This is a genomic window from Mycobacterium parmense, assembly GCF_010730575.1.
GTDB classification, from domain to species: Bacteria; Actinomycetota; Actinomycetes; order Mycobacteriales; family Mycobacteriaceae; genus Mycobacterium; species Mycobacterium parmense.
This window is the reverse complement of the sequence record NZ_AP022614.1, coordinates 5,677,471-5,701,931: the sequence shown is the minus strand read 5'-3', so window position 1 is coordinate 5,701,931 and position 24,461 is coordinate 5,677,471. Positions and strand designations below refer to the sequence as shown.

At 65.9% G+C, this 24,461-nt stretch carries 25 protein-coding genes; 8 read left to right on the top strand and 17 right to left on the bottom strand.

Features of this window, described 5'->3' with window-relative positions; translation table 11 throughout:
• Position 1: 1 nt before the first annotated feature.
• Positions 2-583, top strand: a complete 582-nt coding sequence (locus G6N48_RS26470; RefSeq protein ID WP_169718438.1) for a nuclear transport factor 2 family protein — start codon at positions 2-4, stop codon at positions 581-583.
• Here G6N48_RS26470 and G6N48_RS26465 read toward each other — a convergent pair.
• The 9 genes from G6N48_RS26465 to G6N48_RS26425 form a co-directional block, all read right to left on the bottom strand.
• Entirely contained in the window at positions 580-2,208 is a 1,629-nt protein-coding gene (locus tag G6N48_RS26465; RefSeq protein WP_085269912.1) for an AMP-binding protein, read from the bottom strand. The genes G6N48_RS26470 and G6N48_RS26465 overlap by 4 nt on opposite strands.
• A 16-nt stretch (positions 2,209-2,224) precedes the next feature.
• Positions 2,225-3,046 carry a mycofactocin-coupled SDR family oxidoreductase gene (locus G6N48_RS26460; RefSeq protein ID WP_085269913.1) on the bottom strand — a complete coding sequence of 274 codons (822 nt, stop codon included), beginning with the start codon at positions 3,044-3,046 and terminating at the stop codon, positions 2,225-2,227.
• The gene (locus G6N48_RS26455) at positions 3,043-3,882 is read right to left on the bottom strand and encodes an NAD(P)-dependent oxidoreductase (protein ID WP_085269914.1); all 840 of its coding nucleotides are present in this window, start codon (positions 3,880-3,882) and stop codon (positions 3,043-3,045) included. Before G6N48_RS26455 ends, G6N48_RS26460 begins: the two co-directional genes overlap by 4 nt.
• Before the next feature lie 55 nt (positions 3,883-3,937).
• Positions 3,938-5,095, bottom strand: coding sequence for a cytochrome P450 (locus G6N48_RS26450; protein WP_085269915.1), 1,158 nt, complete (start codon positions 5,093-5,095; stop codon positions 3,938-3,940).
• Positions 5,096-5,320: 225 nt separating this feature from the next.
• Positions 5,321-6,136, bottom strand: coding sequence for a mycofactocin-coupled SDR family oxidoreductase (locus G6N48_RS26445; RefSeq protein ID WP_085269916.1), 816 nt, complete (start codon positions 6,134-6,136; stop codon positions 5,321-5,323).
• A gap of 20 nt (positions 6,137-6,156) precedes the next feature.
• Positions 6,157-6,366 carry a hypothetical protein gene (locus G6N48_RS26440; RefSeq protein WP_085269917.1) on the bottom strand — a complete coding sequence of 70 codons (210 nt, stop codon included), beginning with the start codon at positions 6,364-6,366 and terminating at the stop codon, positions 6,157-6,159.
• A 4-nt stretch (positions 6,367-6,370) separates the two neighbouring features.
• On the bottom strand, positions 6,371-6,823 hold the full coding sequence (locus tag G6N48_RS26435) for a Zn-ribbon domain-containing OB-fold protein (RefSeq protein ID WP_085269918.1): 453 nt from the start codon (positions 6,821-6,823) through the stop codon (positions 6,371-6,373).
• Entirely contained in the window at positions 6,820-8,019 is a 1,200-nt protein-coding gene (locus G6N48_RS26430; protein WP_085269919.1) for a thiolase C-terminal domain-containing protein, read from the bottom strand. The genes G6N48_RS26435 and G6N48_RS26430 overlap by 4 nt, the downstream gene beginning before the upstream one ends.
• Positions 8,020-8,021: 2 nt before the next feature.
• Positions 8,022-9,158, bottom strand: coding sequence for an amidohydrolase family protein (locus G6N48_RS26425; RefSeq protein ID WP_085269920.1), 1,137 nt, complete (start codon positions 9,156-9,158; stop codon positions 8,022-8,024).
• A 138-nt stretch (positions 9,159-9,296) separates the two neighbouring features.
• On the opposite strand from G6N48_RS26425, the gene G6N48_RS26420 reads away from it, so the two are divergent.
• Entirely contained in the window at positions 9,297-9,974 is a 678-nt protein-coding gene (locus G6N48_RS26420) for a TetR/AcrR family transcriptional regulator (protein ID WP_085269921.1), read from the top strand.
• A gap of 4 nt (positions 9,975-9,978) precedes the next feature.
• Here G6N48_RS26420 and G6N48_RS26415 read toward each other — a convergent pair whose 3' ends face one another.
• Complete coding sequence (locus tag G6N48_RS26415; RefSeq protein WP_085269922.1) at positions 9,979-12,420, bottom strand: CaiB/BaiF CoA-transferase family protein; 2,442 nt, start codon at positions 12,418-12,420, stop codon at positions 9,979-9,981.
• A 28-nt stretch (positions 12,421-12,448) separates the two neighbouring features.
• On the opposite strand from G6N48_RS26415, the gene G6N48_RS26410 reads away from it, so the two are divergent.
• Positions 12,449-13,183 (top strand): hotdog domain-containing protein, encoded by a 735-nt coding sequence (locus G6N48_RS26410; RefSeq protein ID WP_232066718.1) that lies wholly within the window; start codon positions 12,449-12,451, stop codon positions 13,181-13,183.
• 17 nt (positions 13,184-13,200) lie between these two features.
• Here the strand turns inward: G6N48_RS26410 and G6N48_RS26405 are convergent, their stop codons facing one another.
• Genes G6N48_RS26405 through G6N48_RS26375 form a run of 7 tightly spaced genes read right to left on the bottom strand, consistent with a single transcriptional unit; the run spans position 13,201 to position 20,616 of the window.
• On the bottom strand, positions 13,201-14,700 hold the full coding sequence (locus tag G6N48_RS26405) for a class I adenylate-forming enzyme family protein (protein WP_085269923.1): 1,500 nt from the start codon (positions 14,698-14,700) through the stop codon (positions 13,201-13,203).
• Positions 14,701-15,861: an acetyl-CoA acetyltransferase gene (locus G6N48_RS26400; RefSeq protein ID WP_085269924.1), complete on the bottom strand. Its 1,161-nt coding sequence runs from the start codon at positions 15,859-15,861 to the stop codon at positions 14,701-14,703.
• Positions 15,858-16,880: an acyl-CoA dehydrogenase family protein gene (locus tag G6N48_RS26395; RefSeq protein WP_085269925.1), complete on the bottom strand. Its 1,023-nt coding sequence runs from the start codon at positions 16,878-16,880 to the stop codon at positions 15,858-15,860. Before G6N48_RS26395 ends, G6N48_RS26400 begins: the two co-directional genes overlap by 4 nt.
• Before the next feature lie 12 nt (positions 16,881-16,892).
• On the bottom strand, positions 16,893-18,065 hold the full coding sequence (locus G6N48_RS26390; RefSeq protein WP_085269926.1) for an acyl-CoA dehydrogenase family protein: 1,173 nt from the start codon (positions 18,063-18,065) through the stop codon (positions 16,893-16,895).
• 45 nt (positions 18,066-18,110) lie between these two features.
• Positions 18,111-18,875 carry an aldolase/citrate lyase family protein gene (locus tag G6N48_RS26385; RefSeq protein WP_269475425.1) on the bottom strand — a complete coding sequence of 255 codons (765 nt, stop codon included), beginning with the start codon at positions 18,873-18,875 and terminating at the stop codon, positions 18,111-18,113.
• Positions 18,872-19,693: a 2-oxo-hept-4-ene-1,7-dioate hydratase gene (hpaH, locus tag G6N48_RS26380; RefSeq protein ID WP_085269927.1), complete on the bottom strand. Its 822-nt coding sequence runs from the start codon at positions 19,691-19,693 to the stop codon at positions 18,872-18,874. The genes G6N48_RS26385 and hpaH overlap by 4 nt, the downstream gene beginning before the upstream one ends.
• On the bottom strand, positions 19,690-20,616 hold the full coding sequence (locus G6N48_RS26375; protein WP_085269928.1) for an alpha/beta fold hydrolase: 927 nt from the start codon (positions 20,614-20,616) through the stop codon (positions 19,690-19,692). Before G6N48_RS26375 ends, hpaH begins: the two co-directional genes overlap by 4 nt.
• Positions 20,617-20,811: 195 nt before the next feature.
• Between G6N48_RS26375 and G6N48_RS26370 the strand changes: the two genes are divergently transcribed.
• The 5 genes from G6N48_RS26370 to G6N48_RS26350 are packed head-to-tail and all read left to right on the top strand — an operon-like array spanning position 20,812 to position 24,446.
• The gene (locus G6N48_RS26370) at positions 20,812-21,057 is read left to right on the top strand and encodes a hypothetical protein (protein ID WP_085269929.1); all 246 of its coding nucleotides are present in this window, start codon (positions 20,812-20,814) and stop codon (positions 21,055-21,057) included.
• Between the two features lie 29 nt (positions 21,058-21,086).
• Positions 21,087-22,205: a thiolase family protein gene (locus G6N48_RS26365; RefSeq protein WP_085270125.1), complete on the top strand. Its 1,119-nt coding sequence runs from the start codon at positions 21,087-21,089 to the stop codon at positions 22,203-22,205.
• Complete coding sequence (locus tag G6N48_RS26360) at positions 22,202-22,642, top strand: Zn-ribbon domain-containing OB-fold protein (protein WP_085269930.1); 441 nt, start codon at positions 22,202-22,204, stop codon at positions 22,640-22,642. The genes G6N48_RS26365 and G6N48_RS26360 overlap by 4 nt, the downstream gene beginning before the upstream one ends.
• Positions 22,639-23,934 carry an aromatic ring-hydroxylating oxygenase subunit alpha gene (locus G6N48_RS26355; RefSeq protein ID WP_179969914.1) on the top strand — a complete coding sequence of 432 codons (1,296 nt, stop codon included), beginning with the start codon at positions 22,639-22,641 and terminating at the stop codon, positions 23,932-23,934. Before G6N48_RS26360 ends, G6N48_RS26355 begins: the two co-directional genes overlap by 4 nt.
• A complete protein-coding gene (locus G6N48_RS26350; protein ID WP_085269931.1) occupies positions 23,931-24,446 on the top strand; it encodes an aromatic-ring-hydroxylating dioxygenase subunit beta in 516 nt (171 codons plus the stop codon). Before G6N48_RS26355 ends, G6N48_RS26350 begins: the two co-directional genes overlap by 4 nt.
• Positions 24,447-24,461 lie beyond the last annotated feature (15 nt).

Below are 24,461 nucleotides of genomic sequence, written 5' to 3'. Positions count from 1 at the left end.
GATGTCAGACACTGCCGAAGTCGAGCGGGAATTTCGGCGCTACTTCATGACCGGCCCGGTGCTCGAGGACTGGCAGGCCTGGTCCGGCCTCTTCACCGACGACGCAACCTACTTCGACCATTTCTACGGAACGTTCACCGGTCCGGCGGAAATCGCCAAGTTCCTCGAAGGGACGATGGGTGCCGCACCACAGGTCTACAGCCCGCTCGTCTGGTATGTCGTCGATGACACGCGGGTGGCTTACAAAGTGCTCAATCGCGCCGATAATCCGCAACCGGGAGGAGCACCCATCGACTTTCCGTCCTATCAATTCATCGAGTACGGCGGCGATGGCAAATGGCGTTCTGAGGAAGACGTTTGGCTGCTGCCCGAGATGAAGAATTTCGCGCGCCGTTACGCCGATGCCGCAGAGGAGCATCCGCAGACACTGCAACAGAAGTTACGCCGCGAGGATTGGGGTTCGTGGGTAGACTGGGCGCGCCCGCAACCGGGACACTGCGCAGCCCCGTCATGGCTGGACAAAGCCGGCTTCACACCGTTCTCCGGCCTGCAGGACATCGACTTCGGGGTCCGTTCACATTAAGCCCTGCTGCTGCGGTTGATGTTTCCACCGCCGCCGGCACCGAAGTGGTCAGTACGCAATTGGGCTTTGCGCACCTTGCCAAGCGACGTGCGGGGTAGCTCGTCGACGATGGCGAGACGCTCTGGGGTCTTCTGCCTAGCCAGTCCTGACGTGGCAAAGTGGGCCCGCAGGTCGTCGAGGTCAAGCGCGCATCCCGGTTTGAGGATCACCACCGCGGCGACCACTTCGCCGTAACGCGAATCCGGGGCAGCGACGGCGACGCCGTCGGCCACCGCGGGGTGCGCGTTGAGGACCTCCTCGACCTGACCGGAGGAGATGGTCTCGCCACCGCGGATCACGACGTCCTTGATCCGGTCGGTGACGCTCAACCTGCCTTCGGCGTCGAGGTGGCCGAGATCGCCGCTGCGGAACCAGCCGTCGGCGGTGAACGCGTCGGCGTTCAGCGCGGGATCCTGGTAACCGATGAATTGATCGGGACCGCGCACGACGACCTCGCCGTCCACGCCCGGCGGGCAGTCTGCGCCGTCGGTCCCGAGGATGCGGACCGCAGAGCCGGGCAGCGGTTTTCCATCGGTACTCAGCCGGGCCCACTGCGGCTGTCCCTCGTGTTCACCGGTGACAGTGGGATGTTCGGTGGCGCCGTAACTGCGGAAGGTGCTGATCCCGGCTTGCGCTGCACGCCGGCCGATCTCCTCGGCGACCGGTGCGGCGCCGACCAGAAACTCCCGCAGACTTGCCAGCTTGTCTCCGGTGTCACCCAGATCAAGGATGCCCGCGAGGTGAAATGGTGTGCCCGCGGTGCAGGTCACGCCGAAACGGTGCACCACCTCGACCGCCCGCGCCGGGTCCCAACCATCCATGAAGACAGTCCGGGCGCCGCTGAGCAACGGCCGCAGCATCGACCCGACGCCCGCGATGTGGCCCGGCGGAAAGGTCACCAGCGACACGTCGTCGGGCCTACCGCCCAGCAGCGCCGGCATTGTCTTCTGCTCAGCCAAAACCGTGTTGTGGCTGTGCTGGACACCTTTGGGCGCCGACGTGGTGCCCGATGTGTACAGCAGCAGACAGACATCGTCGGCGGCCACTGCGGGGCACCGGTACCGGGCGGCGGGTGTGTCCAGTTGCGACCACGCGAGATAGCCCTCGCCCCGCTCGGCGTCCAGTACGACGACATGCTGCAGCGAATCCATTTGTGAACGTTCTTGCAGCCGTTCGCTATACACGATCTTACCGTGCCGCTCGGGCATGATCAGCACCTTCGCGCCCGACTGTCCGACGATGAAGGCCACCTCGGTCAGACCGTAGATGTGCACGATCGGCACCAGTACCGCGCCGCACAACAACACTGCCTGGTACGCGACCGCACATTCGACACGATTGGTCAGCTGAACTGCGACCGCGTCGCCGCCGCGCACCCCAAGCCGCTGCAGAGACGCCGCCACGGCCAACGCCTGATCACGGATTTCGCCCACCGTCGGACTGCGCACTGAATTGCCCACGATGAAAGTCAACGGCACGTCCTTGTGCTCGACCGCCCCCGCTTCGAAGGCGTCCAGGCAGGTGCGGTCGGAGTACCAACCGTCGCGATACCACTTGTCGCGCAGCTGACTGTGGTCGAAAGGCATCAGGTCCGGCGATTCGCTAGAACTGCGCCATGCCCTGGTCGACCGACAAACGGGTGGCGGTGACATAGCGCGACTCGTCGGACGCCAGCCAACACACCGCAGCGGCAACGTCTTCCGCCTCGCAGGCCCATTGCGGCAGGAATGGCGTGCCCATGTTGTTAAGCGCGGGGTTGGTCTCGATCGCGGCGAACAGCGCGGCAATCATGTCGCCGCCGCCCATCGGGGTGTTGACCGGACCGGGATGCACGCTGTTGACCCTGATGTCGTGCTTGCCCAACTCCGCGGCGAAGGCCCGGGCCATCCCCGTGACGGCATGCTTGCTGGCGGTGTAGTGCACCATGTACGGCTGCACCTTGACACCGGCGTAGGAGCTGATCAGGATGATCGACCCGCCGCGGCCTCCGTCGATGATCCGCTGCGCGCCGGCCATCACCGTGTTCCACGTGCCAGTCACGTTGACGTCGATGATGTCGCGAAACGACTCGGGCGTGATCTCGTTCCACGGTGCCGGGACACATATTCCGGCGTTGGCCACGATCACGTCCAGTCGGCCGTAGGCCTCGACGCCCTCGTCGACGGCCGTCCGCAGCGCGTCCAGATCGCGGATGTCCGCGGCAGCAGCCATGATTCGGCCACCCGTCGCTTTCACCATCTCCACCGTCTCGGCGAGGTCGTCGGCGGTGGCCGACGGGTAGCGCACTGAGTCGGGTAATGGGCCCGCCAGGTCGACGGCGATGATGTCGGCCCCTTCTCCGGCCATCCGCACCGCGTGTGCACGGCCCTGTCCCCTGGCGGCGCCGGTAATGAAGGCCACCTTCCCCGCGAGGCGACCCGTCATCGGTCTGACCATGCGGTCGCCGAGTCTACGTCCAGGGCCAGCGGCCCCCCGCGCACTGCGGTGCCCAACAGTCCCAGCTCCACACCCGCCTCGGCCGCCGCCTCACGGCACGCCGCGATGTCCTTCCGCAGGAACGGCCCCGCCAGTTCTTCGAAACGATCCATCCCGCCGATGCGATGGGCGTGGGCGGCCACACGGCTCCCGGCGCTGCATACCTGCAGCGTGGACAGCAACACACTCGGGTCGACACCTAGCCGAACGCCCAGTTGCGTCGCTGCACAGAGAAGTTGAGCATTGGCTGCGAATAGAAGATTGTTGATCAGCTTGAGCGCCAGCGCCGTGCCGAGTGCGCCGGTCGGCACCACCGGGTCGGCGTAAGCGGCCAGGATCGGCGTCACCGAGGTGACGGCGTCACTCGGTCCACCGATCAGCACGGTCAGGGTCCCCGCGCCGACGTTCTCGGCGGTGCCACTGACCGGCGCATCGAGGATGACCGGCGCCGAAGGAGAACTAGCCCGCAACGCCTCGAGGTTGGACAGTGTGCCCGTCGTGTGAGAAACGAACACGGCACCCGGCTTCGCGTTGGCGATGAAACCGCCCGCGCCGAGCCCAGTTTCGCGCAGTTGGGCGTCGGAGAACAAGCACGAAATGAGGACGTCACTGCCGCGGGCCAGGTCGGCCACCGAATCGACCATCGCCGCGCCCTTCACCTCCAGTCGGCGACGAACCTCCTCGCGGCGGGCGTACACCACGACATCGTGGCCGGCGCCGAGCAACCGCTCGACCATCGGCGCGCCGAGTTGTCCGGCACCGAGGAATCCGACGGTGTTGGGCATTGCGCTTTCCTACGCGTCGACCGTCTCGGCACCAAAGGCGAGCGGCGCACTCACGTCAGCGCCACGTCAGGTTCAGCGAATCCACGCCGAACACCTGACCGCCGTGCTCGATAGGCTGCCCCGAGACCTCGTACTCCGGAATGCGCTTGTGCCACTCCTGAAGCACCACCGCCAGCTCCTGTCGGGCGAGATGCGAACCCAGGCACCGGTGCGGACCGCCGCCGAAGGACAAGTGACGTGTGACGCCGCGGTCGAAGTCGACCGTGCGGGCATTGGGGTAGGCCGATTCGTCCCGGCCTGCGAACGCCAACGAGAACGACGCCATGTCGCCCGCCTTGACCGGGCACCCGTGGAAGTCCATGTCCCGGGTCGCCTTTCGCGCGGTCTGCACGATCGGATAAACCCGAAGCAGTTCCTCCACGGCCCTTGGAATGAGCTGCGGTTCGGCGACGATCCGGGCGCGGTCGGCAGGATGGGTGGCCAGATGCAGCATCGCGTACGACAGCTGGTTGGAGACCGTGTCGAGCCCGGCCATGAACAACAGCAACAGACAGTTGAGCAGCTCGAGATCGTTGATCGGTTCGTCGTCGATGGTCCAGTCGATGGCCTTGCTGACGATGTCGTCGGCATCGGGGTCACGGTTCTCGCGTCGCTGTTGAATCAGGCCCGAGAAGTAACCCATCACATGCGTCATGCCTTCGAGGCGGGCCGCGTTGACTTCCTCCCCGGCCCCGCTCTGGTGCAGGATCATGTCCTCCCAGGCCAGGAACTTCTCGAGATCCTCCACGGGCATGCCCATGATCGTCAGGAAGACCGTCGACGGGAACACCCGCGAGATCCGCGCCACGAAGTCGCACCCGCCCTCGCCGGCGACTTGGTCGATGAGTTCGGCGGCGAGCTTCTGCTGCGCGTCGCGCAGGCCCTTGACCCGGCCCGGTGAGAAGTACTCCGCCAGCACATGGCGCCATTTCGCATGGTCGGGCGGGTCGATCATGATCGGAATCCACTTGTACGGGGGGTCCGGTTCGGTGGGCACGATAACGCTGCTGGACCAGAGTTCCGGGTGCTGGAGTCCGTCGAGGATCACCGAGTTTTCGGTAAACACCCAGTAATCCATGCCGGCTTCGGTGTTGCGGAAGACCGGCCGGGCGTCGTCCTGGCACTCATCGAGCAGATGGAAGTGCGTCAGAGCAGGCGAGTCCGGCGCGTTCATATCGACGCTCTTTACGGGACATGTTGCCGTTGGCTGGTTCTGGATCATGACGTCCTTCCGTACCGCCGAGAACGAGCGCGATTACAGGCACGCGCGGCTCGCATATTACGACAGTCCACTGTCAATCTAGCGCGAATTGCTACGACGGATCCAAAGCGGAATCGTCCAACTAGGTTAACTATGTCGGGAGGCGAACGCAATACTCCTCGACGTCCGCCCGGACCGTCAACGGACGGCGAAGCCGGCGTCGAGCGGCCAGGCGGTGCCGGTGATGAAGTTCGCCTCATCAGACACCAGGAACGCCACCGCGTTCGCGATATCCTCCGGCATCAGGACCTGGATGGGCAGCGCGTTCTGCATTGCCGCGACCGCGGTGTCGTTGGCCTCCAGCAGCTTGCCCATGGTCTCGTTCATCACCATTCCGGTGGCGACACCCGTGGGATGAATGGTGTTGACGCGGATGGAGTACTGGGCGAACTCGTTCGCCCACACCTGCATCAGGCCGACGAGCCCCCGCTTGGCCGCAGTATAGGCCTGTCCACCAGCCCGATCCGTGCCGGTGCCCTTGAGTCCGGCACTCGACGACGTCAGCACGATCGATCCGCCGCGTCCACCGTCGATGAGGGCTGGGATAGCCGCTTCCACGGTGTTCCACACGCCGATGAGGTTGACATCGATGATGTCGCGAAAGGTCTGCCGCCGGTCGCCATCGGGGCCCAGTCGAATAACGCCGGCGTTTGCGATCACGATATCCAGGCGGCCGAACTCGGCGAGCCCGTCTGCCACCACCTGCTCGACGGCGTCGGCGTCACGCACGTCGGCCTGCCGGGCCACGACGCGTCTACCTTCTTTCTCGACGAGCTTGACGGTCTCGTCGAGATCCTCCGGACTGGCGTTGGGATAGTCGATAGAGTCGATATCGCGGCAGATGTCGAGCGCGATGATGTCCGCGCCGTCCGCCGCAAGTCGGACCGCATGTGCGCGACCCTGGCCGCGGGCCGCTCCGGTGATAAAGGCGACTTTGCCGTTCAGATTACCCATGGGCCTTTGCTCCTCAGCATCTATCCGGCCACGCTGCCGGTGTGAATCCTTGCTTGCCGCAGGCCTTCCTGCGGATCATCGACTTCGACGTCCCAGTCGCCGCACGAGCACGTGCACCGGAAGTGACCATTGACGGGCAGGATCGCCTGGCCGTCACAGGACCCGCCGGTGTTGGCGATGCTGGTCAGGAACTCCAGCGGTTTCTCGTGCAGGGCGCTGTCGTCGGACACGGCGTTACGTCCGGTCCTCATCGCCGACGCGGAAGACAGGCAGCAACCAGCCGTCGGAAATCGGTGAGAAGTCGACGTGGACCGGCATTCCTATTGTGACGTCGGCGGGTGCAATGTCGACGATGTTGGAGACCAGTCGCGCACCGGGCGCGTCGGGCAGGTCAAGGACCGCCGGCACCAGCACCAGATCCGGCATGCCGGGGAACCCGTGCACGACCGCGAAACTGTAGACCACCGCGTCGCCGCTGAGATCGACCCAATTCACCGTCTTGGATTGGCAATTGGGGCAGAACGGTGTCGGTGGCAGGCGGAAGGTCTGACAGTCGCCACACTGCGGCGCCACGAGCCGCCGCTCCTTCGCGGCCTGCCAGAACGGCTCAGTGTCTTTGTTGACGGCGATCCGGACGTGTTCGCCCGGGATGGTGGTCGCCAGGACGACGGCGGCGGTGGTGCTCATGCGGCGTGCCCCAGAATCAGCCCGCTCACGGGCAGGCTCGCCGGCCCCCCGGTGACTAGAGCGAGTTCGGCGTCAGCGACCTGGTTGATGGCGGTCCCGCGCATCTGCTCAACCCCTTCCATGATGTGGGTCATGCCGATGATGTAGGCCTCAGAGAGCTGACCGCCGTGGGTGTTGACCGGGATCGAGCCGCCGTCATACCGGATGGCTCCGCTTTCGACGAACGCGCCGCCCTCCCCCTTGCCGCAGAAGCCGTAGTCCTCGAGCTGCATCAGCACCATCGGGCTGAAGTGGTCGTAGAGCAGCGCGACGTCGATGTCGTCGGCGCTGATGCCGGCCTGCTGGTAGAGCCGCTTGGCGATGGGCGCATTACCCGAGGAGGCGAAGTATTCGTCGGGCATTCCCATCCACGCGAAGGCCCTGCCCCAGTCGCGCACACCGCCGTGGGCGGCGGCGACCACCGGCACCGGCGGCTGCTTCAGATCCTTGGCGCGATCCATGCTCGTGGTGATCACGGCCACCGCCCCGTCGGTCTCCTGGCAGAAGTCGTAGAGGCACAACGGTTCTGCGATCATCCGAGCGTTGAAATAGTCCTCGAGCGTCAGCGGCTCGGGGTGCATCGCCTTTGGCCGATTTGCCGCGTTGGCTCGAGTGGAGAGAGCGATCTCAGCGAATGCCTCGCGACGGGTTCCGTAGAGGTGCATGTGCCGGCGTGCCATGACTGACATCAGCTGACCGGGGCCGAACAGCCCGGACGGTTGCAAGAACGAGTTGATCGGGTCCGGTTCGATCGCCGAGAAGACGGAGCCGAGGCGCTGTTTGGATTGCTGCAGCGCCATCACCGTCACGACTACGGAGGCATCGCCGGCGACGATGGCTGCCCGCGCCAGCCCGATCGCGCCCGCCGAGCCGCCACCGCCTGAGGTCAGTGCTGCGGTGAAACGGACTTCCGGAATCCCCAGTGTTTCCATGAAGTCGGCGGTGTCCATCTTCTCGGTGTAGCCTGCGCTGGCGCCAGAGTAGTATGCGAAGCCGTCGACGTCGGTCACGGGAAGGCCGGCATCCTCACACGCCGCCAAGATGGCCTCGCCGGCCAACTCGGTGATCGACTTCGGCAGTGACCCGCCGCGTTTGTAATAGGGTGTGGCGCCGACACCCACAATGGCGACGTCGCGTAGCCCGGACGAATTGGGCACGCTCAGAACCTTTCGGCCGGAATCGGCGGGACGTCGGGGAACAGCTCGTAGAACGTGCCCTGGGTGATGCGCAGCCGGGTGTCGTCGCTCACCCCGTCGAACAGGCCCTTCAGGGTGTCCTGGGTGTGGCCGAAAGTACCTTCCATGTGCGGGTAGTCGCTGCCGAACATCACGTTCTTGTAGCCCATGTGCTCATAGGCAGCGACCGCGGTCTCGTCATGCTGGAAGGACGCATAAACCTGGGTGTAGAGGATTTCCTTGGGACTACGAGTCAGCTTGGGCCGCACCGCCATATGGTGTTGGCGGTAGCCCTCGACCATCCGGTCACCAAGGAACGGCACCCAGGTGGCGCCGCCTTCGGAGATCAGCACCCGAAGATCGGGATGGCGGTCCAGTGCGCCGGAGGCGACCATCTTCATTGCTGCCCGCTGTCCGGAGAACGTGGTCTCGGCGTAATTCATCACTGCTCCACCTGGCCCGCGGTACACCATGCCCGCTCCGCCCGATGCGCCGCCGACGGTCATGTCGACCGGGTCGGTGCCGATGTGAAACGCGATCACCATGCCGGCTTCCTCGGCCGCCGCCCAAAACGGCTCCCATTCCTTGCGATGCCAGTCCGGGGCGCTCGGATGCGGTCTGGTCGGCAAGAACACCGCCTTGAAGCCTTCGCTTGCGGCCCAATGCAATTCCTCGACGGCGTCCTCGACGATCAGTGTCGACACCTGGGCGGTCACCACATAGCGCGGCGACACCGCGCAGATCTCCTCGAGCGCCCACTCGTTGCTGGCGCGCATGCATGCCTTGAGTAGTTCGGGGGTGCGAAACGTCGAGGCCCACATGCCCAGCGACGGGAAGATGACCTCACCCCAGACACCCTCTTTGTCCAAGTCCCCCAACCGTGCCTTGGCGTCGCGGATGCCTTGCGGCTTCATGCTTTCCTCGATGAAGGCCTCCATCGCCGACGACGGCAGCTTGCGCCGAAAGATCTGTCCGTCGACCGAGACTGTCTCGTACTCGCCGTCGGGATCCTTTTCAGCGCGGGGCGTCAGGTCGGCGAGCGCCTTCGGCAACCGGGACTGCCACAGGTCGTCGGGTTCCAGGAAGTGCGAGTCACCCGAATTCGTCCAGATCATGCTCATTGGCCCTCCGCGGTCCGATCACTCACCCGAATGATGCCAGCCGAACCGTCAGAAGTCCAGACTTTCTAATGCATTGACATTATTCTTTCTATAAACGCTGCCACGCCGGTACAACTGAGGCGAACCGTGAGGAGATCCATGACAAGCACTGAATCGGCTGCGGGGTCACGGCGACGAAATGCCTCGGGCGAATCGACCCGCGTGATGTTGATGGAGGTCGCAGAGCGGCTGTTCGCCACCCGGGGTATCGAGGCCGTCACGCTGCGCGAGATTCAGCAGGCCGCCGGGCAGTCCAACACCTCGGTGATTCGCTACCACTTCGGCTCCCGCGACGGCCTCATCCGCGCACTGATCTCCTACCGCCAAGCGTCACTGGGAGCCGATCGCCGGGAAATGCTCACAAGCATGCGCGAGGAAGGCAAGGAGGCGGATCCCCGCGCGGTGGTGTGGCTGCTGGCACGCCCGCTGGCGAACAGCATCGCCGCGGGCGAGATGTTCGCGCCGTTCCTGGCGCGGCTGGTGGAGGATCCGCGAGCCCGCAGCGAATACTGGCCCGACCACGTCGACGACGATTGGACGCAGGAGAAGCTGGAGGAACTGGTCGACGCCGCGCTGCAAGACCTGCCTGGGCGCATTCGGCGCGGCCGAACCTTCCAGCTGTATGTCAGCCTGATCAATACCCTTGCTGCGGCGGCGCGTTCGGGTCACGGGCTCAGCGAGGCACAGCTGCACAATTACGTCGACACCTGGGTCGGCATGCTAACCGCTCCGGTGTCGTACGAGACGCGCGCGCTGATCGCCGACGACGACGACTGATCCGTCAGCTGCCGCCCACGATCTCCTTCGCCCTGAGGTCGGCGATCGTGGCGTCTTCCAGACCCATTTCGCGCAGCACCGCATCGGTGTGCTGCCCGATGGTGCATCCCGCGTCGGCTCGAGTGCGTGAGCGGGAGAACCGGCACAGCGGGGCGAGCCGGCGGTGCTCTTCGAAGATCGGGCTGTAGGCGTCCACGGCATAGCCCGCCTCGTAGTACGGATCGGTCTGCAGCACCAACTCGGAATTGGCTTCCACCACCTCGACGCAGCCGACGTCCTGGGCGGACAGCTCGTGCTCCCATTCCAACTTGGACTTGTTGGCGAAAACGGTTGTCAGTACGGCGATCAGCTCCTCGTCGTGCGCCGCGCGAGATTCGGCATCGGTGAAGCGCTCGTCGGCGTGCAAGTCGACGTAGGGCGACATCGCCTTCGTCAGCGCCGGCCATTCGCGCGGCAACGGTGCGGCGAGAAAGACGTAACCGTCTGCCGCGCAATACATCCGGTACAGCGCATTCATGCCGAAGAATTCTTCGTCGGCGGCTACCTCGGCGGGACGGGACGCATAGCTTGCGTTGTAGGCGATCATCGCCTGCTGCGCGGTGGCGAGCATCGTGGTGACCACGTTGGACATCGGTCGTCCCATCCGTTTGGCATACAGCGCGACCAGCAGCGCAGAACCGACGCCGTGCGCGGCGATGCCGTCAGATTGCACTGCGGGGACGGCCCCGCCCGCGTGCAGTTTGACTGCTCGGCGGTGCAGGTCATCCAAGTCGGCGGGCGGCTCGCCCGTGTCGTGGCTGTCGACCAGCGCCAGCCCGGATGCCGCACCGACCGACGGTGCGTAGGCCGCGCGGTGCGAGAACGGTCCGTCCACCCCGTAGCCGGAGGTCGTCACGAACGCCAGGTCGGGGTTGACCGCCTTGAGCGATGCCTCGTCGATCTTCGCCCGCTCGGCGGCTTTGCCCCGGAAGCACTGCAGCACGATGTCGGACCGCTTGGCCAGTTCGTACACCAAGTCCAGGCCTTCGGGCTTGGTGAAGTCGATCGCAACACTTTCCTTGCCCTGCAACACTTTTGCGCCGCCAGCTTCGGGGAATGCGACCAAGTTACGGATGTTGTCGCCGTCCAGCGGCTCGACCTTGATCACCCGGGCCCCCAGGTCGGCCAGCAGGGTCGCGCCGTAGGGTCCGGCGAACATGCTGCCGAACTCCAGCACCGTCACACCGTTCAGCGGCGGATCGTCGGAGTTCACGCCGGCCCTGTCGGCGCCGGCTGGTGAGAACGACACGAGGTCGTTGTGCTCGCCGATTCGCGGTGCCGGCCGAAGCTGGATCAGCGGTTTGCCGTCGGCATGAATGAGGGTCGACGGTTGACGGACCGGCCCGAGATCGGGGTCGACGACGGTGGCGGCGCGGCCTTCGTGCACAGTCTGGGGATGGTCCAGCGACTCCGCGGGACTCCGGAAGAGTTCGCCACTCAGGTCGCGGTTCTCGGTCATGGCTTGCTGCCACTCGGCGAGAGTGCGCGCCCCCACCCGCTCGATCATCATGTCCCACCACTCGGTGCGAAGTTCGGCCGTCGGCAGCATCGGAAACCCTTGCCACTTAGGGTCACTGAGCTCCTTCAGCAAGTCGAGTTCGGTGAGCCAGGCGCCGATCAACTTCGGTGACACCTGCGCGAACTGCAGCCAGCGACCATCCTTGGTCGGACACACCAGCAGTGCATAAATGAGGTAGGCCTGGGGCCTGCCCTGGTCGTCGTAGGCGGCGTCCATCGGTTCGAAGGCTCCGGGATACCGCTCGAGCACCATCTCGTAGAACCAGTTGTACGGATCCATCGAACCCATGCCGGTGACCAGGTTGGTTTCGACCGTTTGGCCCAGCCCGCTGCTGTCTCGCTCGAGGAGCGCGGCCAGCACACCTTGGACAGCGGCGTGGGCGGCTCCCCACGAAGCGTAGGAGGACGTGATGTAAGCCGGTCCCGGCCTTGTCGTCAGTCCGCGCTTTTCATGCATGACACCGGCCTTCGCCATTACCAGGGCTTCCCAGCCCTTGTAGTCACGGAACGGCCCGGTCGACCCCCAGCCCGTGATGTTGGCGACCACCAACCGCGGATAACGCTCAGAGAATGACTCAGGACTTAGACCGAGCCGCTCGGCCGTGGCCGGCCGCAGAGTGTTCACCATGACGTCGGCGCGGCGCAACAGGGCACGCAGCCGCTCCAGATCGGCGTCGTCGTGCAGGTCCAATGTCACGCTGCGCTTGCCGCGGAGCAGTGCGGGCCAGCCCGCCAGCTCGCGCAACGGACTACCGTCGGGCGGCTCGACCATGATCACCTCGGCGCCGCAGTCTGCGAGGAACTGCGTCGCCTGTGCTCCCGGCAGCGTCGTCGATAGGTCGACGACCACGAGGTCGGCCAGTGGGCCGTCCGACGCGACTTCCGCCATGTTCGCTCCCTACCGTCTACTCGCGGCTGTGGTCACGACGCGTTGTGACGCACGCCACGCCAGCATCGCAGCGCGCAAGATTAATGTCAATGCATTAGTCTTGGGACATGGCGGAACGGTGTGCGAAGTGACCCATGAACCGGCGCCACGGGGCGGGTTTCCGCCGATGCGGGCCTGGCAGGAGCCGACCGTACGCAACCCGGGCGGCGGCGCCGAGTACGGCGACATGATCGACGCCCTGCGCGATTTCCTCGACGCTGTGGCTGCAGCCGCTCCGGACGCGGCGACCATAGTCGCGTTAAAGCAGGAATTGCAGCGATGGGCCGACCGCTTGGCCCAGTCCGCAGTCCCCGAGCGACGACAGATCTTCGCCCGCCGGCTCGATCTGCCAGGACGTGGACAAACCATGTCCCCCAACTTCATTCCGATAGCGGGCGACCATGAGAAAGTCGAGGGGTCGATAACGTTCGGCCGGTACTTCCTAGGCGGCGGCGGAGCCGTCCACGGCGGGGCCATCCCGCTGTTATTCGACGAGGTGCTTGGCCGACTGGCCAGTAGCGGTGACCGCGCCCCCGCGCGAACGGCGTATCTGCACACCGACTTCCGGTCCATCACACCCGTCGGCGTGGAACTCGCGGTACGGGCATGGTTTGTCAGCGAGCAAGGGCGCAAACGAATTCTGCGCGCGGAGCTCACCCACGGGGACACGCTATGCGCCGAAGCCGAGGGCCTGTTCATCGAGCTACACCCGGATCAGCCATGAGTTACCGCTGGACTTCTTCATCCTGGCCGTCTTAGACGTTGAATGTCCTCGTTGCGCAGTGTGATTAGTCCACGCAGAGCAGGCCGGTCCGGTTTGAGCATCGGAGTCAGCGGCAGTTCGTCGACGATCAGCAGTTCGTCGGGCGCCTTGTAGTCCGCCAGTTCGCCCGCCACGTGAGTTCGCAACTCGGCCAGTGTCGGCGGAGCGGTGGCGTCCGCGGGTACCACGCACGCGACGCCGATCTCGCCGATCACCGGCGCGGATCGGCCAATCACGGCAGCCTGTTTCACACCCGGGTGGCCGGTGAGCGTCCGCTCGACCTCGCCGGGGTGGACGTTGTAGCCACCCCGGATGTACATGTCACCGCGGCGCCCCACAAGTGTGATATTGCCGTCGTCGCCGAGCACGCCGACGTCGCCGGTACGCAGCCAACCGTCGCGCAGCACCTCTGCGGTCAGCTCCGGGTTACGCCAGTAGCCACGCATCACGCAGGGGCCGCGCACCTCGACCACGCCGTCGGATCCGATCCGTACGTCCATGCCCGCGGCGGGCCGCCCCACGGTGCGGAACTGAATCTCGGGGGCGTCGGTCGGTTCGGTGCCGCAGATGGTCGGGCACTCGGTCATCGCATACCGCACCACCAGTGGTACCCCGATGCCCCCGGCGACCCGCCGTACCAGTTCGGGCGGCGCCGGAGCGGTCGCCACCACCCCGATCCGCAAGTGCGGCAACGCCTCGGGGCTCACACCGTCGACATCGAGCAGTTTGGCCCATTGAGTCGGGACCGCACCCGCTACGGTGACGCGCTCGTCGCGGAGCACGTCGAACATGCCCCTTGCCGACCACGGTGTCGGTGGCACCACCAGCGTGCTGCCCCACACCAATTGATCCCAGAGCTTGAACATGTAGCCGGCGTGCGAAAACGGCGTCGACGTAAGGCGCCTGTCGTAGGGCGCGCTCATCACGCCTGATGCTGCCGCGCCCGCAGCCAGTCGGTCGGCATCGAAGGCCGCGCCCTTAGGCGTCCCCGTCGTGCCGCTGGTGAAGATCAACGCAACCAGGTCCCGGCGGTTGAGCTCCACGGCAGGCGGTGCCGATCGCGACGGGTCGCTGCACAGCGCATCCCGCGACAGCAGCTGGTGCCCGGTATCGGGTAGCGCGCCGAGATGCTCGTCGGCGACGATCAACGCTGGATCGGCTTGCTGCAGAATCGATTCGATCTCACGACGGCCGAGCCGGGGGTTCAGGCCGGCGGTGATGGCGCCGATCATCGCCGCGGCGGCGTAACACGTCGCATAGTCGATGCCCGACGGCAGCCACAGCGTGACCACGTCGCCCTTGCCGACGCCGAGGTCGGCGAACTGGGTCGCCACGCCACGGGCGCGGCCGATCCACTCCGCGAACGTGATTCGCGCCCCAGGCTCGACATACGCTTCGACATTCCCGTGGACGGCAGCCGCTGCCTCCAACATCTCCCGGGTGTCGACGACTTCGGTGCTCAGCGGTGCGCTGGCCATCTATGGCTCCTCGGCGCCAAGAATCATTGTGCCGCTGGAGCAGAACCAGCCGCCGGTGCCGCTGACACAGGCGATCTTGGCATCGGGCACTTGGCGCGGGCCGCATTCGCCGCGCAACTGTCGCGCCGCCTCGACCAGCAGGAACAACCCGCGCTGGCCTGGGTGGCACGCCGACAGCCCGCCGCCGTCGGTGTTGGTGGGAAGCGCGCCGCCCAGGCGCAGCGCACCTTTCTCGACGAAGGCACCGCCCTCCCCCTTGGGGCAGAAGCCGAGGTCTTCGATGGTGAGCAGCAACATGTAGGTGAACGCGTCGTAGATTTCGGCGACGTCGACGTCGGACGGCGCGACCCCGGCGCGGGCGAAGGCCAGCGGTCCGCTGACCGCGGCCGGGCCGACGGTGAGGTCGTCCCACTGGGAGGTGAGCATGTGCGAGGTCGTTTCCGCTGAACCGAGCACCCACACTGGCTTACTACGTAGATCCTTCGCGCGTTCCGCACTAACGAGAACGGCGGCGGCACCCCCGTCGCTACGAATGCAGCAGTGCAGCTTGGTGAACGGGTCGGCGATCATCGGTCCGCCTAGCACCTCGTCGATGGTGATCGGATCGCGGTAGTAGGCCGCGGGATTGTCGGCCGCGTTGAACCGCGCGGACACGGCGACCTCGGCCAGCTGCTCGATCGTGCTGCCGTAGGTGAACATATGCCGCCGCGCGGCCATCGCGTACTTAGAGATCAGGGTGTGGCCGTAGGGTGCCTCCCACTGCAGTGGCCCACGCGCACCCCAGTTGATGTTGGCCCCACGCAACCCTTTTCGGAGATCCGAGCGGGCGGTCGAGCCGTAGGTCAGCAGCACCACATCGGCGTGCCCGGCGGCGATCGCGTCGGCCGCGTGGGCGGCCATCACCTCCCACGATGCTCCCCCGACCGCTGTGGAATCGATCCAGCGTGGCCGCAGCCCGAGATACTCGCCGACATCGACGGGGGGCAGTGTGCCCTGACCGGTGGAGGCCAACCCGTCGACATCGTTGGGTGTCAGGCCGGCGTCGGCCAGCGCGCGCCGGCTGGCCTGCGCGATCAGCTCGTAGGGTCCCTTGTCGTCGACCCGCCCCACGTCGGACAGGGCGACGCCCGCGATGGCTACGGCCCCAGCGGTGCCGCTCACTGGGCGCGGTCCTGGGCCAGCAGCTCGGCTAGCACGTCGGTAGGCTCACCGAACAGGTGGCGAAACACATGCGCGCGCTTCAGATAGAGGTGCATGTCGTTCTCGAACGTATAACCCATCCCGCCGAATACCTGGATGCCTGCGGCGGCATTGTCGACGGCCGCCGAGCCGGCCGCCGTGACGGCCGACAGCAACTGCAGCAGTGCGTCGGCGCGTCCGCCCGCCACCGCAATCGCGGCGAAGAACGTCTGCGCCTGTGCCGCCTCGGCGGCGATCCCCATGTTGACGCAGGCGTGCTTGATCGCCTGGTGCACGCCGATGGGTTTGCCGAACTGCTCACGAGTCTTGGCGTGTTCGGTGGCTGACGCCGCGGCGGCCGCGGCCAACCCGGTGAGGTACGCCGCGGTCAACACCATGGCGCGGCCCCAGATCCATTCGTCGTCGACAGCCAGCCAGTGCAGCGGTTCGGCGGATGCCGCTGTGGCCGTCGATATCCGGGTACCGGGGTCTGCCGCGACCACGGGCGCCAGTGAGCCGAAGGAATCGATGCCGACCAGAGCGGCACCGCTGCGGGCCACCACCAAGGCGTGCGAGGCGCCTGCCGGGTCGAACAGATCGAAAGTGCCCTTGACAGGGCGAACGTCGCCGTCGCCACGCAATACCGCAAGAGCCACCCTGGACGCCCCCGAGCCGATCCGTTGCGCCAGCGCGTCGTCTCCGCAACGGGCAGCCACCCGGGCGCCCAACGTGCAGGCCAGGAAGGGCCCTGGCGCTAGGCGCTTGCCGAGTTCGACGAACAGTAGTGCCTCGTCGTCCAAGGGACGGCCTGACCCGCCGGACTCCTCGTCGAGTCCGAGCGTAAGCAGGCCCAGCTCGGCGCATTGTCGCCATAGCGAATCGGGAATCGGGGCAGCCGCATGGCGATTGGCGCGAATCCGTTCAACCGGCATCCGATCGGCGAGAAATTCTCCTGCTGCCGTGACGATTTCGAGTTGCTCAACTCCGGGCAGCAGATCCACCGTTTGGTCCTCTCATCTGGGCAGCCCCAGCACGCGTTCGCCGACAATGTTGCGCTGAATCTCCGACGTTCCGCCGCCGATGGCCTGGGAGAAGCTGTAGTAGTAGTAACCGACCCAGCCGTCGACGTCCCAGCGCGACGAATACCGGACCGAGGCCGGACCGAGAACGTCCATCGCCAATTTGCCGATCTCCTTGGCTAGTTCGGCGTACATCAGCTTCACGATCGAACCACGAGGGCCGGGCGTCTCGGTCTTCATTGCCTCGCAGATATTGGTGTAGGTGAGCGCCCGCAGCGCCGCCACCGCGGCGCGGGCCCGGGCCAGCCGCCGGGCGATCTCGTCGTCGGCGATGGCGGGTCTGCGGCCGTCCGGTCCGACGTGGTCGCGGGCATAGTCGATGAGGTCCTCGATGATCTTCGCCAGCCGGACCTGGTTGGCGGTGAACGCGGTGCCGCGCTCGAAGGACAATGTCGCCATCGCGACCGACCAGCCGTCACCCACAGCACCAACCACGTTGCCCAGCGGGATGCGGACGTCGTCGTAGAACACTTCGCAGAATTCCGAACCGCCCTCGATGGTTTCGATCGGGCGGACGTCGATGCCCGGTGTGCTCATGTCGCAGATCACCCAGGTGATGCCCTTGTGCTTGCCGCCGGTGTTGTCGGTGCGCACCAGCAGCTCCTGGTAATCGGCGACGGTGGCGAAGCTGGTCCACAGCTTCTGCCCCGAGACCACCAGGTGCTCGCCGTCCACCACCGCCTTGGTGCGCAATGCCGCCAGGTCCGATCCTGCGTCGGGCTCAGAGAAGCCCTGACACCAAATCACTTCACCACCAAGTATTTTGGGCAAGTGAAAGGACTTTTGTTCGTCGGTTGCCCTGGTGATCAGGGTCGGCCCGGCGTGCGAGTTACCGACGAAGCACGCATCGATCCCAGGGAACCCCCGCGCGGCGTATTCCTCGTACCAGATCAGCTGCTGGAGCAGCGTCAGCCCCTTGCCGCCGTATTCTGTCGGCCAGGCGATGCCGGCCCAGCCGCCTTCCCATTGCCTGCGCTGCCACGCGAGGTCGTATTCGCGGATACCCGTATCGTCGCGCGGCCGTGGCTCGGTCGGCTTGTTCTCGTCGAGCCACGTGCGGACCTCGTCACGGAACTCGAGCTGGTCAGGCGTGAAGTCGAGATCCATGATCCGGAATTCTAAGTGACACGACAGTCAGAAACAATGCGTCGTTCATTGGCGACGATACCTCGCCGCCAGCTGCTCGGTGCCACGGGCCAGCAGTGCCACATCCGCCCCTACGAGCACGAAGCTCGCCCCAGCCGCCATGTAGCGGCGCGCCAGTGGCTCGCTGAACGCATTAACCCCGGCACGCTTGCCGTGTTCCACGATGGTCGCCAGCGCGGTTTCGATGGTGCTCACGACGTCTGGATGCTCCGGCTGCCCAAGTTTGCCCAGCGAGGCTGCCAGGTCGGCCGGTCCGATGAAGACGGCGTCCACCCCGTCGACGTCGGCGATCTCGCCGAGCAGAGTCAGGCCGGCCACACTCTCTACCTGAATGGTCAACGACACGGTCGCGTCTGCGGTGACAAGATAGTCAGAAATGCGATTCCAACGCGATGCCCGGGCCAATGCGCTGCCCACGCCGCGGATGCCCTCGGGTGGGTAGCGGGTGGCGGCAACCGCCGCGGCCGCTTCGTCAGGCCCGCCAATCATCGGGACGATGATGTTCTGAGCCCCGATGTCGAGCAACTGCTTGATGAACACCGGGTCGGCCGAGGGCGGACGCACCAGCACGTCGACGTCTGGGTAGCCGGCCAACACCTGCAGCTGTTCGAGCGTGGTGCGCACATCGTTGGGCGCGTGCTCCTGGTCCAACAGCAGCCAGTCAATCCCGGACCCTGCACAGATTTCGGTGACGTAACCGCTGCCTGAGGCCACCCACATGCCGATGCGCGGGTCGCCGTCGCCGATGCGCTGTGTCCACCGATTCGTCACGATGCCTCCGAATCGAACGTCAGCGACACCGTGCCCAGCGGTCCATAGTCGGCGACAAAGGTGTCCCCCGGTTCGGCGAACACCGGCTTGGTGAACGATCCGGACAGGATGACCTCGCCGCGTTCCAGCCGAACACCGTGCGGGGCAAGCCGATTGGCCAGCCAGGCCACGCCATTGCCGGGATGGTTGAGCACCGCGGCGGCCACCCCGGATTCCTCGATGGTGCCGTTGCGCAGCAGCAGGGCCGCCACCCAGCGCAAGTCGACGTCCAACGGGCGGAACACCCGCCCGCCCAGGACCAGACCGGCGTTCGCGGCGTTGTCGGCGATGGTGTCGACGATGGTGCGCAGATGACCGGTTTCGGGGTCCGACATGTGCACCCTGGCGTCGAGGATTTCCAATGCGGGAGTCACGAACTCGGTGGCCCGCAGCACGTCGAACAACGTGACGTCCGGGCCGGATAGCTGCTCGCCCAATACGAATGCCAACTCGACCTCGACGCGCGGACGGATATAACGGCCCAGCGGTATGCGGCCGCCATCCTCGATGAACATGTCGTCGAACAGCGCGCCATAATCCGGTTCGTCGATTGACACCGCCCGCTGCATCACCTTCGAGGTCAGACCGATCTTGCGACCCTTGACTTCCCGCCCGTCGGCGACCTTGAGCGCGACGAGTGCCCGCTGCACCGCGTAGGCGTCCTCGATGGTCATGTCGGGATAGTCGAGTGACAATTGCCGGATAGGCGTGCGGGTCTGCTCGGCCTCGTAGAGCCGCCGGGCAATGTCGGCGAGCTCGACCTCGGCGGGTCTGCTCATCGCGTGAGGAACTCGATCGCCGCGGCGTTGAACGCCTCAGGGTCCTCGAAATGCGGCCAGTGCCGCACCGAGGGCATCTCGAATACCTCCGAGTTCGGGATCAGGTCGGCTATGGTGCGTGCGGTGTCCTGGTACACCCCGTGGTCCTTGCCCGAGGCCACGATCATCACCGGCGCAGTGATGCCGCGCCACTTCTCGTCGGGAATCAGGTTGCGCTGCCGCACCTTCTCGTCCTGCAGGATCAGCAGCCGGTCGATGGTGTTGCGGGTGTCCTCACGCCGGTAGACCGCCTGACGTAGACCGATGAGATCGGGCAGCCGATTTGACTCGTCGGCGATCAGGTGGGCGAACACGGCGTGCAGCGATGCCCACGTCGGCTCGTTGACCGCTTTGGTTCGTTCCGCCCGAATGCGCGCCATATTCGACGCCGACGCCTCGCGTCCGGCCGGCGACATCAGGATCACTTTCCCCACCCGGTCGGGGTGGCCGACACAGACCGCGGACGCCACGAACGCGCCCAGCGACATGGCGATGAAGTTGGCCGACGCCATGCCGAAGTGGTCCATCACCCCCAGCACGTGTTCGACGTAAACCGCGATCTCATAGTCATAGTCCGGCTTGCCGGAGAATCCGTTGCCGACCATGTCGATCGCCACGCAATGGAAGTGCTGCGACAGTGCGGCAAGGTTGGGCGCGAACGTCTCCCAGTGCCCGCCGGTGCCGTGCAGCAGGATGGCGTGCGGCTTGCCCGGACCGCCGGCCTCGGCATAACGGGTACGGACGGGGACTCCATTGACTCCGATGTCAATGAACCCTTGCCGGAACTCGAGCTCCTTGAGGTACATCCAGATGCTGCGGTAGTTCTCGGTGTCGACTCGGCTCACATCGACCGCGTCGGCCGGTGCTGGTGCTTGGCTCATCATCACCTTCTCGGATCTTCGTATCTGACATCAATGTCATCTAACGCTGGCGTCGCCATGCATGCCCTTCATCGTCGCACAAGCTCTATGTTCCCAAGTAGGGAATGGCTCACACCGCTCGGTCTGCACGTAATACGCATAGAGCCATTCCGCCCTATTCCATTGATTCTGACACTTGTATGCGGTAATACTGGGCAGGTGAACACTCCGGCCGGACGCCGCGTCCTCGCCGACCTGGTCAACGAGTTCGCGGCCGTGCGGTTGTCGCTGGACGTCAACGGCAACGGCCCCCGCCTGCTCGTCGAGGACCTGGAGGGTGGCGAGCAGGTCTTCTTGTGCCCCTTGGAGCTGGCCAGCTTCACCATGGCCACCGCCGAAGACCGCGAGGAGTGGATCAGAGTGGGCAACTACCGCGGCGATCGCCGGTCAACGGAGCGGCCGTGAGCGCCGCCGCCGACCTGGTGGGTCTGGGCATGACCGCGATGTCGCTGCGTCCCGGCGCAACGCCGCTCGAGCTGGCCGTCAAGGCGAGCGCTGCCGCGTTGGCCGACGCCGGACTCGAGCGGGCTGACATCGACGGGATCCTGGTCGGCTCGTCGCAGGGGGTTCGGCCGGAACGACTGGGCGTCGGCTTCGCCGCCGCGGCCGGCTTCTCGGATCTGCGCCTGTTGGAGCACGTCGAGATCAAGGGCGCCACGACCATCGCCATGATCCAGCGCGCGCGCCACGCGATCGTCACCGCTGAGGCGGCAACCATACTGTGCGTGTTCGCCGACGCGCCCCTGGTGGCCGGCCGCGGCGCGGGCTCGACCTACGCGCGCAGTGGCGGCAACACCGGAGTGCGCGGACTGGAGCGGGCCTCGGGGCTGCTCGGCTCGGTCCCGACGTATGCGCTGCTTACCCAGCGCTGGCTGCATGTCACCGGCACCAGCACCGACGCGCTGCGCTCCGTGGCCACCACGGCGAGGGCATGGGCGTGCGGCAATCCCGACGCGGTCAACCGCGAGCCGCTCGACGACGCAGGCTATGACTCTTCCCCGATGGTTGCCGAACCACTTCGACTGCTCGACTGTGCTCGGCCGGTGAACGGGGCGGTCGCCGTGGTGCTCACCGGGCGGCCCTCGGTCGGGGGCACCCGATTGCGGGTTCGCGGCACCGGGCGCGAACATCCGGTGCGGCGCCGTCGCGCGGGAGCCGAGTCGTGGTTCGGTGGCGGTGGCCGCGCGGTGCAGGACGCGCTCGACCAAGCCGGCATGGCCCGATCAGACCTGCACGTCGCCGAACTGTACGACCCGTTCTCGATTGTCACCCTGGTGTTGCTCGACGAGTACCGGCTCACCGGTGACGTTCCGGCGGGTGCGTTCATGCGTGACGGCCACTCCGCGCCGGGCGGCACGCTACCGATCAACACCGGCGGTGGTCAGCTGTCCGGTTTCTACCTGCAGGGCATGACGCCGTTGGCGGAGGCGATGATTCAGCTGCGTGGCACCGGCGGGCAACGTCAGGTTCCCGGGGCCACGGTGGCACTGGTCGGCGGTATCGGCGGCCGAATGGACCACCATGCCGCGTTGGTGCTGGAGCGTGCGGCATGACCGCCACCGCGGTCGAGGACTGGCTGCTGGTCAGCGCACTGGCCCCCGCCGCAGATGACGACATGCTGGCGCCGCTGTATCGAGCGGCCGCACGCAATGAGCTCGCATTGCCGTTCTGCGCGGCTTGCGCCCTGCCACTCGAGCTCGATCAAGAAGTCTGCGACCAATGCGGGAACGCCGAACAAGACTGGCGCACAGTTGATTTACGCGGGACCGTACACGCTGCGACGCTCATGCACCGGCGTGAGGCGGGCCTGGTGCGCGGCGTGGCGCCCTACCCCATCGTCGACGTCGAGCTGACGAGTGGGCACCGGATTGTGATGACGACCGTGCAACCAGCGGACACCGCACCGCCCATCGGCACGGCGGTCCGCATCGGTTTCCGCCACCTCGGCGACATCGCCATCCCGGCCATCGACATCCTGGAGGACCAGTGACGACACTTGAATCTGACCTTGCGACAAAACACTTCGACGTCAGGACCGTCGTCCGCAGCGACCGCGTGCACGGGACCGTGTACACGTCCGCCGAGATCTTCCGCCGCGAAATGGACACTATCTTCAAGACCGGATGGGTCTACGTCGCCCACGAGAGCGAGGTCAGCGAGCCGGGTGACTACCTGACCCGAATGATCGGCCACGACCCGGTCGTCGTCGCACGCGGTAAGGATGGCGTGGTTCGCGTGATGCTCAACCGCTGCACTCACCGTGCCAACAAGCTGTGCAACGCCGAGAAGGGCAACGCCAACTCGTTCCGGTGCCCGTATCACGGCTGGACATTCGGCAACACCGGCGCGCTGCAGGGTGTTCCGATGCGTGAGGGCTACGGCGAGGAGTTCAACAGGGTGCGTTCCGAGCTGGGCCTTGCCCAAGCGCCTCGGGTCGACAGCTACGGCGGATTCGTCTTCGCATCACTGGCGCCAGCCGGTATCTCGTTAGCCGAGCACCTTGGCAAGGCGACACGCGCCATCGACCGTCTGCTGAACCTGTCCCCCACCCGCGAGATCGACCTGCGGGCCAACTGGATGAAGCACTTGCACCACGCCAACTGGAAGATGGTGGTGGAGAACAACGTCGACGGCTACCACGCGCTGTTCACCCATGCCTCGGTGTACGACGCGATCAAGCCCGCCAAAGTGTCGCATGTCCCGACCAAGGTCGATGTGCTGGTCCGCGACCTCGGCAACGGTCATTCCGAGATCGACTACAGCGACGAATACCACAAGCTTGACGAGGAATTCGTCTGGTACGGCCGGATCCCGCGAGCCAAGCTCGCCGACTACGTCCAGGCACTCGAGGGTGCGTACGGTCCCGAGCAGGCGCACGATGCACTGGTCGTCGGCCCACCACACACACTGATCTGGCCCAACCTCTTCCTGGCCGAGATGAACGTTATGTTCGTCGAACCGCAGGCGCCCGACCGCACCATCGCCTATACCACCGCGGTCCTGATACCCGGCCAGGATGCGTTGAACGAGCGCACGCTGCGCCGTTCCGAGGGGGCGATGGGTCCTGCGGGGTTCTTGATCGCCGACGACGGAGAGATCGGGATGCGCAACCAGGCAGGGCTCGCTGCCGAGCTGCCGGAGTGGCTGATGCTGGCCCGCGGTATGGAAAGCGATGTCGACGACACGACGGGCATCATCAACCGGGACAAGAGCGCCGAGACTCCCCAGCGCGGTTTCTACTCACACTGGGCCGCGGTCGTCGGCGGAATGGCCGGAGCATGACCGTCAACGCCGAACCCCAGGCTCGTCCCGCGCTGCGCCCGCTGCCGGACCCCGAGATCCTGTCGTTTCTGTATCTGGAGGCGCGGCTGGCCGACGAGGGCCGCTACTCGGAGTGGGAAGCGCTGTGGGCCGATGACGACGACACGGTCGAGTACCGCGTCCCGATGCACCCCGGCGACGACCCGCGCACCACGCTGGCCTATATCAACGACAACCGGCGGCGGATCAAAAGCCGGGTGGCTCAGCTCAACACCGGCAACCGGCACTCCCAGACACCGCCGTCGGTGATGCGGCGCGTGGTCTCCAACAGCGAGGTGGCGGAAACGGGCGCCGACTCCGTCACGGTGGAATCCAACTTCGCTCTATTCGAATACCGTCTACGTCAACGCTTCTGGGCCGGCCGGGTTATCCACACGATTCGCTTGTCGCCGGACGGCCCCCGGCTACTTCGCAAGATCGTGCACCTGATCGACGCGAGCGGACCGGTCGAGACACTCGCTTTCCTGATTTGAAGGGCCGTTTGCTTT